At 32.6% G+C, this 13,005-nt stretch carries 14 protein-coding genes; 9 read left to right on the top strand and 5 right to left on the bottom strand.

Features of this window, described 5'->3' with window-relative positions:
• Window positions 1–34 precede the first annotated feature (34 nt).
• From sarA to sroA, 5 genes are all read right to left on the bottom strand, one after another.
• Window positions 35–409, bottom strand: coding sequence for a global transcriptional regulator SarA (gene sarA, locus JX000_RS10310; protein ID WP_002451055.1), 375 nt, complete (start codon window positions 407–409; stop codon window positions 35–37).
• A 352-nt stretch (window positions 410–761) separates the two neighbouring features.
• Window positions 762–1,724, bottom strand: a complete 963-nt coding sequence (locus JX000_RS10305) for an efflux RND transporter periplasmic adaptor subunit (protein WP_232501525.1) — start codon at window positions 1,722–1,724, stop codon at window positions 762–764.
• A gap of 434 nt (window positions 1,725–2,158) precedes the next feature.
• Window positions 2,159–3,088: a DMT family transporter gene (locus JX000_RS10300; RefSeq protein WP_037552008.1), complete on the bottom strand. Its 930-nt coding sequence runs from the start codon at window positions 3,086–3,088 to the stop codon at window positions 2,159–2,161.
• Between the two features lie 166 nt (window positions 3,089–3,254).
• Window positions 3,255–3,476 (bottom strand): DUF2922 domain-containing protein, encoded by a 222-nt coding sequence (locus JX000_RS10295; protein ID WP_124228543.1) that lies wholly within the window; start codon window positions 3,474–3,476, stop codon window positions 3,255–3,257.
• Window positions 3,477–3,486: 10 nt separating this feature from the next.
• Window positions 3,487–3,693, bottom strand: coding sequence for a sigS mRNA-stabilizing protein SroA (sroA, locus tag JX000_RS10290; RefSeq protein ID WP_002451050.1), 207 nt, complete (start codon window positions 3,691–3,693; stop codon window positions 3,487–3,489).
• A gap of 139 nt (window positions 3,694–3,832) precedes the next feature.
• Between sroA and JX000_RS10285 the strand changes: the two genes are divergently transcribed.
• The 9 genes from JX000_RS10285 to JX000_RS10245 all read left to right on the top strand — a co-directional run bounded on the left by JX000_RS10285 (window position 3,833) and on the right by JX000_RS10245 (window position 12,844).
• Window positions 3,833–4,390 carry a tyrosine-type recombinase/integrase gene (locus tag JX000_RS10285; RefSeq protein ID WP_002451049.1) on the top strand — a complete coding sequence of 186 codons (558 nt, stop codon included), beginning with the start codon at window positions 3,833–3,835 and terminating at the stop codon, window positions 4,388–4,390.
• A gap of 20 nt (window positions 4,391–4,410) precedes the next feature.
• Window positions 4,411–6,813 carry a Na+/H+ antiporter Mnh2 subunit A gene (mnhA2, locus tag JX000_RS10280; protein ID WP_206140685.1) on the top strand — a complete coding sequence of 801 codons (2,403 nt, stop codon included), beginning with the start codon at window positions 4,411–4,413 and terminating at the stop codon, window positions 6,811–6,813.
• Window positions 6,800–7,225, top strand: coding sequence for a Na+/H+ antiporter Mnh2 subunit B (gene mnhB2, locus JX000_RS10275; RefSeq protein ID WP_002451047.1), 426 nt, complete (start codon window positions 6,800–6,802; stop codon window positions 7,223–7,225). The genes mnhA2 and mnhB2 overlap by 14 nt, the downstream gene beginning before the upstream one ends.
• On the top strand, window positions 7,222–7,566 hold the full coding sequence (gene mnhC2, locus JX000_RS10270) for a Na+/H+ antiporter Mnh2 subunit C (protein ID WP_002451046.1): 345 nt from the start codon (window positions 7,222–7,224) through the stop codon (window positions 7,564–7,566). Before mnhB2 ends, mnhC2 begins: the two co-directional genes overlap by 4 nt.
• Complete coding sequence (mnhD2, locus tag JX000_RS10265) at window positions 7,556–9,055, top strand: Na+/H+ antiporter Mnh2 subunit D (protein ID WP_100066972.1); 1,500 nt, start codon at window positions 7,556–7,558, stop codon at window positions 9,053–9,055. Before mnhC2 ends, mnhD2 begins: the two co-directional genes overlap by 11 nt.
• Window positions 9,056–9,538, top strand: coding sequence for a Na+/H+ antiporter Mnh2 subunit E (mnhE2, locus tag JX000_RS10260; protein ID WP_002451044.1), 483 nt, complete (start codon window positions 9,056–9,058; stop codon window positions 9,536–9,538).
• On the top strand, window positions 9,535–9,837 hold the full coding sequence (gene mnhF2 / locus JX000_RS10255; RefSeq protein ID WP_002451043.1) for a Na+/H+ antiporter Mnh2 subunit F: 303 nt from the start codon (window positions 9,535–9,537) through the stop codon (window positions 9,835–9,837). The genes mnhE2 and mnhF2 overlap by 4 nt, the downstream gene beginning before the upstream one ends.
• Entirely contained in the window at window positions 9,812–10,267 is a 456-nt protein-coding gene (gene mnhG2 / locus JX000_RS10250; RefSeq protein WP_002451042.1) for a Na+/H+ antiporter Mnh2 subunit G, read from the top strand. Before mnhF2 ends, mnhG2 begins: the two co-directional genes overlap by 26 nt.
• 534 nt (window positions 10,268–10,801) lie before the next feature.
• Entirely contained in the window at window positions 10,802–12,844 is a 2,043-nt protein-coding gene (locus tag JX000_RS10245) for a cation:proton antiporter (RefSeq protein WP_002451041.1), read from the top strand.
• Window positions 12,845–13,005 lie beyond the last annotated feature (161 nt).

The following is a 13,005-nucleotide window of genomic DNA, read 5'->3' as shown; positions in this document are numbered from 1 at the left end:
ATCTCTTATCAAACATCATCACTTGAGTTGAAGCTTAGACTTCGTTTTCGTCATTAGCTTCAGTGATTCGTTTGTTAACACGTTTTAATAATTCATCGATTTTTTTACGTTGTTTAGTATTAACTAAAATTAATACTGTTCTTTCATCATGTTCATTACGTTTTTTGTCGAAATAATCTTCTTGTGATAAGTTTTTAACAGCTTTTACAACTTGTGGTTGTTTGTAGTTTAAGTGGTTAATAATATCTTTAAGATAGTATTCCTCTTCTTTGTGTTCACTAATATAAGTTAAAACTGCGAATTCCTCAAAGCTAATTGAGAATTCTTTTTTGATAATACTTTTTAATTTGTCAGCATAAGTGACCATTGCTAGTAATTCGAAGCAATCATTTATTTTTGAAATAGCCATTACTGAAACCTCCCTATTATATATACTTACATATAACTCTATAAGTGCTTTTACCCGATTTTATATATTTATATCTTTTTTTTGAAAAATACGAAGTGTCTGCCATAATTTAGTATTAAATTAATTTAAAGAATTATATTTAATGCTATATTATTTAGTTAATTATAACTAAATAAAATTAAGAAGTAAACAAATAAGTGTTTATAAAACAAATTATTGATTGTGATATATCTTTTTTTCTTAAAAATAGCATTTTTCTAATTCAAATTTATCATAGCAAATTCAAATTTTCTGTAATTTAATAAAAAAACAACTAAAAAGTAAAGTTTTTGAAATGATTATTACAAATAACTTATTTATAAACCTTTTTTAAAGATGCTGAAGGCGTAGAAACAACGTTTTCATTCAACATTAATCCTTGTGTAACATTTATATACCCATGTTGCTTAGCAGTATTGTATTTAATTTCTCGTTTTACGATTTTATTTTTTAGTTTAACGAGGACATACTTGCTTTCTACTAATGCACTTTTAGGGATACGTATATGATCAGAATAGAGTCTAACTTTGAAGTGGGTGCCGATATCATAATGTGGTTGAGTCGATATTTCAATTTGATACATGGATGTTTGCTTATTAATTTGTTTTGGAATATTTGAAATATATTTAACTTTTCCAATGAATCGATTTTTATCATTAGAATAGATTGAAATATTTTGATTTATTTTTAATAAATCTTTTTCAGATTCTGATATAGTAGCACGAATAATACGTTCTTTGCTATTGATTTGCATTATAGGCTGATTATTTTTAGAAGGAGATTTGTTTAGCATATGTATATAGCCGCTAATAGGGGTATAAGTTTGCGTATAAACTTCTGATTTATCTTTTAAGAATTGTGATTGATGAAGTGTTCTTTCTGTTAGTTGTTGCTGTTGGGAAGATGATAATTTAGGGAAGTTGTGCTGGATTTGTTTGAGAGTTAGTTGTTGCTGATCATCAAGTTGTGTTGCTTTCGATGGGTTGAAATATTCTAAAAGCGGGGAATTCTTTTTTACATAAGTATGGGGTTTAACGAATAGTCTATGGATGTAGCCATATTGTTTGTCGTAATAAAGAGTGAAAGTTTCGACAGCTTCTTGCGTGCCTATAGTAGAAAGTAAGGTTTCATGTTTAGTCTTAATTGTTTTAACTTGGTCAAGCTGATCGGGAGAATGAGAAGAACGATAAAGGTAAAAACCGAATCCTGAGGAAATAATGGTTAATAGAAGTATTAAAGAAAATATTATCGTTTTGTTTAAGTTCAATATGTTCACCTCGGTGGAGTAAGATGTGATTATTATACTACAAAAATAGAATTGTAAAAATATTAAAACAAAATATTATTTGAAATGGTGTCATAACTATTTGATAGAGTTACAGATTATGAAAAAACACGATTTAGATGATAAAAAAAGAGGTCTGGACAAAAGCGTTTAGGATTTGAGCAGAACCGAACGATGATAAAGAACTACTTCCTTATTCATAGGTTAGTAGTTCTTACAAACTCAATAGTTGAGTTTGTTCATTTGAATTGTTTTCCAAATTTTGTCGAATCGTGAGCGTTTGCCCAACTTGCATTATTTTCAGAAATTGGAATACCAATTTCTCTATGTTGGGTCCCTTCTGCCGATAATCCTGCTTTTGGGACGCCGTTAATCGGTTTCCCAAAGCACCAAACCTTTATGTCTCAACCTCAGCAATTAAAACGTTAGAATAAACGTAATAATATAATGCCTATAGCAATGCAACTTAAGCCAATACATTTTCTTAGTGTGATTCTGTTTTTGGGTGTGCCCAGTAAACCAAAGTGATCGATAATTACGCCCATTAACATTTGTCCGAGCATACCAACAATGGTAGTTAAAGCAGCGCCTAGAAATGGCATCAGTATCACATTGGAAGTAACAAAAGCCATACCTAAGATACCACCCACAAAATAAATTGATTTGATATGACCCAAATCCGGATGTGTTTGGTTGATTTTTAAGCTTCTATGGAAAATTAATGTCAAAATGAGTAATGCGATTGTACCTATCGTAAACGATACTAATGAAGCAAAGAATGATGAATGGACTTCTTTTGCTAACGCACTATTGATTGTCGTTTGGATAGGCGGCGCACATCCGAAAATAAAGCCAACGATTAACCATATATATAAATTCGAGTGAGATTGACGTAAGAGTTTGTCTTTAGGAATTTGATTCATAAGTAAAATACCTATAAGTAAAAGAACTATACCCACTGCTTTAAACAAGGTGAATGGTTGTTGGCTTGCACCAAACAAACCTAAAGTATCAATGGCAACGCCCATGATAATTTGACCAGCTACTGTAATGACAACGGTAAGTGCTGCGCCTAATCTAGGTAATAATAATAAGTTACCAGTTAAGAAACATACGCCTAATAAGCCACCTACAAACCAGTGATAATTAAAGGTTTGTTCTGTAAAGAATTGAGGTGTGAGCATATGAGGGTTAATTATTAAATTCAGAATGATTAAACATAAGGTTCCCACACCGAAAGACACTGTTGAAGCATAAAAAGATGAACGTGTGTATTGACTTAGTCTTGAGTTTACGGATGTCTGTATAGGAATTAACATACCGACAAAGATACCTAAAAAATAAAGTAAAGCCATAATTGAAGTCACTCTTTTCTCGACAGAATGAATCAATTATATCGAAAAAGACACTATTATAAAATAGTAGATGATGTATAAATCAAACGATTTATATACATCTATTCAAACAAAAAAGCCCTATACCCAATGTGATGAATATCAGAGGGTATAGGACGTCGATCAATTATTTATTTTCAAAAAAGATTTGTGTATTTTTGGATACAATATAAGCAGCATACACTTTGTGGATTGTGCCGACATTTGATTTTAAAATATCTAATTTTAATAATTGATCCATACTTTCTTTTACAACCTGTTCGGTTAGTGTGCTATCATTTTCGGGTATTTGTAACTTTATTGGTTTGTCTAAGTTACTTTTAAAAACAAGGTCTAATGTAGTTTTCATAAGCATTCTCCTATACTAATGATTGTGTTCTAATGGCTTCAACTTTATCAAATGATTCGCCAGTCAAGCGTTCGATAATCGTTGAAAATGTTTTGATTTGTTCGTCTGTTGTAGTCGGTTTTAAATTTGAAAAACGTCGTTTATGTTGGATTGCTTTACCTTCTGAATCATAAGTAATACGAGTTAAAACAACCACCAGTTGATTCACTTCATTCATTGTTGTAACCTCCTTTCACTATATATATCGAAATAAAAATTAAAAAGGGTCACAATTTAATAAATAAATTTAAGCAGATTACTTTAATGTTACTTAATCATGTTTTATCATTAAATAAGAAACTTAATAAGGAGGACGTATGAATCAAGTAGAGCCGATTAGAAGAACAGAAGATATACAAAAAATGTATAGTGTGTTGCGATCTCGTTCTCAAAGAGACTATTTATTATTTAAATTTGCTATACATACAGGAATTAAATTGTCGGAATTGTTAAATATGAGTGTTCAACGACTGAAATCAATTGAAAGTGGGAATATAAAATCAACTTGGATTGATGATGGAGAACCAACGATTCAAATTTTATTACCACCTGATTTAAGAAATGAGTTACAAGACTATATTGAATATTATCAAATTAAGGATAATGATCTTGTTTTTCAGTCAATACGGACAGGTAAAGGGCTATCACGACAACAAGCTTATCGTATTATTAACAAAGCGGCTGAAGAGTTAGACATACCACATATTGGATTAACTACATTGAGAAAAACCTTTGCATATCACGCATATCAATCGGGAATATCGATTTCAATAATCCAGAAATATTTAGGGCATCAAACAACCAATGAAACAATGAAATTTATCGGTATTAAAGATAAAATGCATAATCGTACTGTCATTGCGTTAAATCTATAATATAAAAAAGGAGGCTTTTGATGGGCTTGATATACCTAATGGTTCTACTGTTAGCCATTATGGGTTTGGTGCTATTAACTATGTCACATAGCAAATTGAATGCTTTGGCCAGTTACGTTGCACTCAGTGCCCCCATAATTACATCAATTTATTTTATCTCGAAGATACCACAAATTGTGCAACAACAATTTATAGCAGTTCAAGTGCCTTGGATGACTTCGTTAGATATTAATATTAACATGAGGCTAGACGGACTTAGTTTAATGTTTGCTTTAATTATTTCATTAATTGGTGTAGCGGTATTTTTCTATGCTACACAATACTTATCACCTCAAACGGATAACCTACCTAGATTCTTCTTTTATTTACTATTATTCATGTTCAGTATGTTAGGCATTGTACTTTCCAATAATACAATTTTAATGTATGTCTTTTGGGAATTAACTAGTGTGTCATCGTTTTTACTTATTTCATATTGGTACGATAACGGTAATAGTCAATTAGGTGCTATTCAATCGTTTATGATAACGGTATTAGGTGGATTAGCATTACTAACAGGATTTATTATGCTGTATTTGATGACAGGTACAAACACGATTACGGATATTTTAGATCAACGTCATCATTTGATTAACCATCCTTTATTTATACCAATGATGTTGATGATTTTATTAGGTGCTTTTACGAAATCAGCACAATTTCCATTTCATGTATGGTTGCCTAAAGCGATGGCAGCACCGACGCCAGTCAGTGCATATTTACATTCAGCTACTATGGTGAAAGCAGGTATTTTCTTATTATTCCGCTTCACACCTGTCTTAGGACTAAGTGATGCTTATATTTATATCGTAACTTTTGTAGGATTGATTACGATGCTATTTGGTTCATTAACCGCATTAAGACAATACGATTTAAAAGGTATTTTAGCGTATTCTACTATCAGCCAATTAGGTATGATGATGTCAATGGTAGGTATTGGTGGCGGTTATGCACAACATCCATCTGATTCATTAACAGAGTTTTATGTTTTAGTTTTATTTGCTGGTTTATTTCATTTAATGAATCACGCCATTTTTAAATGTGCTTTGTTTATGGGTGTAGGTATTATCGACCATGAAGCGGGAACAAGAGATATTCGTTATTTAAATGGCATGCGTAAGCTTTTCCCTAAAATGCATATTGCTATGTTAATCGCTGCTTTATCGATGGCAGGGGTACCATTTTTAAATGGCTTTTTAAGTAAAGAAATGTTCTTCGACGCATTAGTGAAGGCTAGTCATTTAGAGCAATTTGGCATCATGCTCACAGTAATTGTTGTCGCAATAGGTGTCATCGCAAGTATCTTTACCTTTACGTATGCACTTTACATGGTAAAAGAAACATTTTGGGGCAAATTTAATACAACTTATTTTACGAAAAAAGATATACATGAACCTTGGTTGTTTAGCATGCCTTCATTAGTATTAATGATACTTATTCCAATCATATTCTTTATTCCGAATCTTTTCGGTCAAAATATGATTTTACCGGCGCTTAGATCGGTTACAGATGCAGGCTCAAAAGTAGATGCGATAGCGCCGCATATTTCTCAATGGCATGGGGTTAATTTACCACTTATTCTAAGCGTGACTGTCATTGTTTTAGGCGTTGTGTTGGCCTTATCAATAGATTGGAAGTCATTGACACATCGTATCATTAAGCATGCGTCGATAACTAAATCGTATCAACACGTTTATCGACAATTCGAGTTATATTCTGGATACAGTATTAGAATGTTGATGAAAAATAAACTCAATCACTATATCATCATTACATTACTTATCTTTGTTGCCATCATTCTATATGGATACATTAGTGTCGGATTCCCACATGTACATCAATTACATGTGTCTCAATTCGGACCGTTAGAAGTTATTTTATCTATAGTGACATTAGTTATTGGAATTGTACTCATTTTTATTCGCCAACGTCTTACAATGGTTGTGCTTAATGGTGTTATTGGCTTTGCAGTAACATTATTCTTTATTGCAATGAAAGCACCCGATTTAGCTTTAACACAACTTGTGGTTGAGACAATTACAACTATTTTATTTATTGTAAGTTTCTCTAGATTACCAAACGTTCCAAGAAATAAGCCGAATATGAAAAAGGAAATTGTGAAAATCGTTGTGTCACTCATAACTGCAATGACTGTGGTCTCATTGATTTTTATTACACAACAAGCAGACGGTATGCCAACGATTTCTAAATTCTATGAAAATGCAGATAAATTAACAGGTGGTAAAAATATTGTTAATGCTATTTTAGGTGATTTTAGAGCATTAGATACATTGTTTGAAGGCCTTGTACTTATTATTGCAGGTCTAGGGATTTATACATTACTAACTTATAAAGATCGGAGGGGACAAGATGAAAGAGAATGATGTCGTATTACGAACGGTAACTAAAGTCGTCGTATTTATACTATTAACGTTTGGGTTCTATGTTTTCTTTGCAGGACATAATAATCCAGGCGGCGGCTTTATCGGTGGTTTGATTTTTAGTTCTGCTTTTATTCTGATGTTCCTTGCATTTGATGTTAAGCAAGTGCTTATCAGTTTACCGATCGATTTTAAACAGTTAATGATTATAGGTTCTTTAATTTCATTGGCGACAGCTATTGTCCCTACATTTTTTGGTAAACCGTTTTTATATCAAACTGAAGCCAATATCGCTTTACCCTTATTAGGTCATGTACATGTTACAACAGTCACACTCTTTGAATTAGGTGTGTTATTAGCAGTTGTGGGTGTCATAGTTACAGTGATGTTGTCGATAAGTGGGGGTAAATCATGAATCTTATATTATTATTAGTGATTGGCTTTTTAGTATTTATCGGTACGTATATGATTCTATCTATTAATTTAATTCGAATTGTCATAGGTATCTCCATTTATACCCACGCAGGTAATCTCATTATCATGAGTATGGGGCGTTATGGTGGACATATGACAGAACCATTAATAACAGGAGGTAAGGCTTATTTTGTTGATCCATTATTACAAGCCATTGTTTTAACAGCTATTGTCATTGGATTTGGTATGACTGCCTTCTTACTTGTATTAATTTATAGAACATATCGAGTAACTAAAGAAGATGAAATTAACGTATTAAGGGGTGAAGATGATGATGAGTAATTTATTGATTTTACCCATGTTACTTCCATTTCTTTGCGCTTTAATACTTGTCTTTATCAAAGATAAAAGTAAAGTATCTAAATTCTTATGTATTGGCACAATGTTGGTAACAACAGTCATTTCGTTAGCATTATTAATTTATGTGATGAATGAAAAACCAATTACTTTAGATTTCGGTGGATGGAAAGCACCATTCGGTATTCAATTTTTAGGCGATTCATTGAGTTTACTTATGGTCACTGTATCATCGTTTGTCATTACATTGATTATGGCTTATGGATTTGGTCGTGGAGAGCAACGTGTGAATCGTTTCCATCTTCCATCGTTCATACTATTTTTAGCTGTAGGAGTTATTGGCTCATTTCTAACTTCAGATTTGTTTAATCTATACGTTATGTTTGAAATTATGTTGCTTGCTTCTTTTGTGCTTGTCACATTAGGACAATCTGTTGAACAATTACGTGCAGCAATTATTTATGTCGTATTAAACATTATCGGATCTTGGTTTTTACTTTTCGCGATTGGTTTATTGTATAAAACAGTAGGAACACTTAATTTTTCTCATATTGCTTTAAGATTAAATAACATGGAAGATAATCAAACCGTGACGATGATTTCACTTATATTCTTGGTAGCATTCAGTTCGAAAGCGGCACTAGTTATCTTTATGTGGCTACCTAAAGCATATGCAGTATTAAACACAGAATTAGCCGCACTTTTTGCAGCATTAATGACGAAAGTCGGTGCATATGCATTAATCCGCTTCTTCACATTATTATTTGACTCTCATGCAGGTGTCACACATCCATTACTTATCTTCATGTCATGTCTAACAATGATTATTGGTGCTTTTGGCGTTTTAGCATACAAAGATATTAAGAAGATTGCTGCTTATCAAGTCATATTGTCGATTGGTTTTGTCATTCTTGGTTTAGGTACACATACATTTTCAGGTGTTAATGGTGCGATTTTCTATCTAGCTAACGATATTGTTGTTAAGACGTTATTATTCTTTATTGTAGGTAGCTTAGTTTATATTTCGGGTTATCGTCAGTACCATTATTTAAGTGGACTTGCTAAACGCGAACCATTCTTTGGTATAGCATTTGTTATTATGATTTTTGCGATTGGTGGGGTGCCACCATTTAGTGGTTTTCCCGGTAAAGTTTTGATTTTTAAAGGTGCCATCGAAAATGGCAACTATATTGGTCTGGGATTAATGATTGTAACCAGTCTTATTGCAATGTATAGCTTATTTAGAATCCTATTTTTAATGTACTTTGGTGACCAAGATGGCGAAGAGGTTGAATTTAAGAAAATACCTAAACATCGTAAAGGGATTCTAGGTATTCTTGTAGTAGTCATTTTATTAATGGGAATTGGAGCGCCACTAGTATTAAATGTCACTGAAAATGCGACTAAGATGAATATAGACGAGCATCAGTTCCATCAAATAGTGAATACGCATTTGAAGGAGGGAGATAATTAGATGAATCAAGTCGTTCTGAATATTGTTATCGCGTTTTTATGGGTTTTATTTCAAGATGAGGACGAATTTAAATTCACAACCTTCTTCTCTGGGTATTTAATTGGTGTGATCGTCATCTATATTTTACATCGTTTCTTTGGACAAGAGTTTTATTTGAGAAAAATATGGGTTGCCGTTAAGTTTTTAGTCGTTTACTTATATCAATTAATTACATCTAGTATTAGTACAATCAATTATATTTTGTTTAAAACGAAAGATATGAATCCTGGATTGTTAACGTATGAGACCAATTTAACTAACGATTGGGCAATTACCTTTTTAACGATTTTAATTATCATAACGCCAGGTTCAACGGTGATTCGAATATCAAAAGGAACAAATAAATTTTTAATTCATAGTATTGATGTAACGGATAAGGATAAGAAAAATTTACTACGAAATATTAAACAATATGAAGACTTAATCTTGGAGGTGACACGATGATACAAGCTATGACGCAATTTTTTATTATTGCAGCTTTGGTTATTTTTGGTATTGCATTATTGGTTTGTCTTTTGAGATTAATTAAAGGGCCGACTACTGCTGATAGAGTCGTGTCATTCGATGCGACGAGTGCCGTTGTCATGTGTATTGTTGGTGTCATGAGTGTGATTATGGGTACCGTTTCATTCCTAGATTCAATCATGTTAATAGCCATCATCTCATTTGTAAGTTCGGTGTCTATTTCTAGATTTATTGGAGGGGGGCGCGTTTTCAATGGAAACAGTAAAAGAAATCGTTAGTCTCATCTCTTCAATATTCATCTTTCTAGGTAGTGTGATTGCATTAATCAGTGCGATCGGCATCGTGAAATTCCAAGATGTATTTTTGAGAAGTCACGCTTCCACGAAAAGTGCGACGCTATCAGTATTATTAACGATTGTTGGCGTGTTAATCTATTTTGTAGTGAATACAGGATTTTTCAGTGTTAGGTTATTATTATCACTGATCTTTATTAATTTGACATCACCAGTAGGCATGCATTTAGTCGCACGTGCGGCGTATCGAAATGGTGCATACATGTATAGAAAAGATGACGTACCTAGACAGTCTTCCATATTGTTAAGTCAAAATGAATTCAACTCACCTGAAGAATTGAAAACGCGTGCTAAATTGCGTGAACAACGAAGAGAAAAATTATATTATAAAGAGAATCAAAAGCTTAATAAATAAAGGCTATGAGTAAAATAAAGCTATCGTGTATCCGTATAGAAGGATGTGCGGTAGCTTTTAATTTGTATTAGAAAAAGATGAGAGTTTAAGGTGCGATTTATTTAAGTAATACTCAAAATAGTGATAAAATATTGTACAAGGAAAATTATGAATTTAAGTAGTAAATTTATTGAAAAGGGATAAAAAGATATTTTATGTGTTTGGAACTTTAAAGTATAACTTTGGGATAACGAGTACTACGTAGTTAACAATGTATTGCATTACTTTAACATTCCAAAATCATAAAATTTGATGATACTGGTTAACTTTTCAATTCATGTTCAAATGATTGATGTATGGATAACCTAACATTGTGATAACTGAGTTGAGCCCTCCTCATAACATCTATATTAATAAAGTCAATTGTGATATAACAATCTGATAAATCTTATTATTTAAGGATTGCTTCTATATTAATTAACCTCTAGAGTACATCAATTCCTATACGTGTTACTTAATTTTCATTCCAAAACAATTCATTAAAGAGGTGAAAGTTTGGAAATATTTGAAACATTACTTATATTTATCGGCGTCGTTATTATTAGTTCTTTCGTTCATACGTTTATGCCGAAAGTACCACTAGCGTTTATTCAAATCGCTTTAGGTATGTTGTTATTTATTACTCCTATCCCTGTTGAGTTTAATTTTGATTCCGAATTATTTATGGTTGCATTAATCGCACCGCTTCTATTTGTAGAAGGCGTTAATGTCTCACGGGTGCACTTAAGAAAATATATTAAACCTGTGATGATGATGGCGTTAGGTCTAGTCATTACAACTGTCATTGGTGTAGGTTTTTTCATTCATTGGATTTGGCCTGAACTACCTACGGGTGCAGCTTTCGCGATTGCTGCTATTCTATGTCCAACTGATGCAGTAGCGGTACAAGCAATTACGAATGGTAAAGTATTACCAAAAGGAGCAATGACTATTTTAGAGGGCGAGTCATTGTTAAATGATGCGGCAGGTATCATTTCATTTAAAATTGCAGTTGGTGCATTAGTAACAGGTACATTTTCTATTATGGAATCCGTGGAACAGTTTTTAGTTGCTTCGTTAGGTGGGGCCATCGTAGGGTTACTCATTGGAATGGCTTTAGTTCGGTTTAGATTAACATTAATGCGCCGTGGTATTGAAAACATTAATATGTTTACATTTATACAGTTATTGACACCATTTGTTACATACTTAGTTGCAGAGTTATTTCATGCATCAGGTATTATCGCTGCTGTAGTGGCAGGACTCGTTCATGGATTTGAACGAGATAGAATCGCACAGACACGAACGAGATTGCAAATGAGTTATAACCATACATGGAATATTTTAGGATATGTGTTAAATGGTTTTGTTTTTTCTATATTAGGATTTTTAGTACCAGAAGTGGTAATTAACATCATTAAAACTGAACCACACAATTTACTGTTTTTAATTGTTATTACTGTACTAGTAGCATTAGCTGTTTATCTATTTAGATTCTTATGGGTTTACGTATTATATCCTTATTTCTATTTAGCTGTCAGTCCATTCCAGAAAATGATTAGCCAAGATGACGACGGTAATAATACAACGGAGAAACCACCCAAACGCAGTTTGTATGCACTTATTATGACGTTATGTGGTGTCCATGGAACGATTTCGTTAGCTATCGCATTAACGTTACCCTATTATTTAGCTGATCATCATGCATTTGATTATCGTAATGATTTGTTATTTATTGCATCAGGTATGGTGATCATCAGTTTAGTTGCGGCACAATTATTACTACCATTTGTTACTGCTAATGCGCCTGAAGTGAAAGTGGGTAGCATGAACTTCAAAGAAGCAAGAATATACATTTTGGAACATGTCATTGATTATTTAAATCAAAAATCAACTTTTGAAACCAGTTACCGTTATGGCAATGTCATTAAAGAATATCATGACAAATTAACATTCTTGAAAACGGTAGAGAAAGACGATGAAAACTCTAAAGAACTTGAAAGACTTCAAAAGATTGCGTTTAATGTGGAAACAAAAACGCTTGAACAGTTAGTAGATGACGGTAGTATCACAAATAGTATACTTGAGAACTACATGCGATATGCTGAACGTACACAGGTATATAAACAAGCATCATTAATCCGTCGTTTAATTGTATTATTTAGAGGTGCACTATTAAAACGACGCGTGAAGACAACTATTAACTCTGCTTCATCTTTAAGCGTGACAGATAACTTGTTAGAATTAGTTAAAATCAACAAAATCGTTCACTATAATGTAGTAAGACGATTAGGACAAGAAGCCAACAATGATAACAAGTTAGAGGTAGGTATGATTTGTGATGGTTACCTCATGCGTATAGATAACTTAACACCAAACAATTTCTTTAATTCTCCTAGTGAGGATACATTGACTCGTATTAAACTTAATGCATTACGTGAACAACGTCGTATTTTAAGAGAGTTAATTGAAGATGAAGAAATTACAGAAGGTACAGCTTTAAAACTTAGAGAATCAATTAATTATGATGAGATGGTTATTGTGGATAGTATGACATAATCATATTATAAATAGGAAAGCTCGTGAGGTAAGACCTCACGAGCTTTTTCCTGTATATAAAGCAGACACTCGTAAAACTCATCGGGTGAAATATAAGTTCTACGACCGACATTTATGGAGAGAATAGGCCATAAATGTTGAATCATTTGAGATTGAACCAT

The sequence above is a fragment of the Staphylococcus sp. SB1-57 genome (assembly GCF_017086425.1).
GTDB classification, from domain to species: Bacteria; Bacillota; Bacilli; order Staphylococcales; family Staphylococcaceae; genus Staphylococcus; species Staphylococcus warneri_A.
Note: the sequence above shows the minus strand (reverse complement) of the source record. Positions and strands in the feature narration are given on the sequence as shown.

Coding starts and splice junctions, on each gene's coding strand:
- JX000_RS10295 (WP_124228543.1), bottom strand. CDS start 3,476: ATGAAAACTACATTAGACCTTGTTTTTAAAAGTAACTTAGACAAACCA.
- mnhE2 (WP_002451044.1), top strand. CDS start 9,056: ATGAATCAAGTCGTTCTGAATATTGTTATCGCGTTTTTATGGGTTTTA.
- mnhC2 (WP_002451046.1), top strand. CDS start 7,222: ATGAATCTTATATTATTATTAGTGATTGGCTTTTTAGTATTTATCGGT.
- sroA (WP_002451050.1), bottom strand. CDS start 3,693: ATGAATGAAGTGAATCAACTGGTGGTTGTTTTAACTCGTATTACTTAT.
- JX000_RS10285 (WP_002451049.1), top strand. CDS start 3,833: ATGAATCAAGTAGAGCCGATTAGAAGAACAGAAGATATACAAAAAATG.
- mnhF2 (WP_002451043.1), top strand. CDS start 9,535: ATGATACAAGCTATGACGCAATTTTTTATTATTGCAGCTTTGGTTATT.
- mnhB2 (WP_002451047.1), top strand. CDS start 6,800: ATGAAAGAGAATGATGTCGTATTACGAACGGTAACTAAAGTCGTCGTA.
- mnhG2 (WP_002451042.1), top strand. CDS start 9,812: ATGGAAACAGTAAAAGAAATCGTTAGTCTCATCTCTTCAATATTCATC.
- mnhA2 (WP_206140685.1), top strand. CDS start 4,411: ATGGGCTTGATATACCTAATGGTTCTACTGTTAGCCATTATGGGTTTG.
- sarA (WP_002451055.1), bottom strand. CDS start 409: ATGGCTATTTCAAAAATAAATGATTGCTTCGAATTACTAGCAATGGTC.
- mnhD2 (WP_100066972.1), top strand. CDS start 7,556: ATGATGAGTAATTTATTGATTTTACCCATGTTACTTCCATTTCTTTGC.
- JX000_RS10300 (WP_037552008.1), bottom strand. CDS start 3,088: ATGGCTTTACTTTATTTTTTAGGTATCTTTGTCGGTATGTTAATTCCT.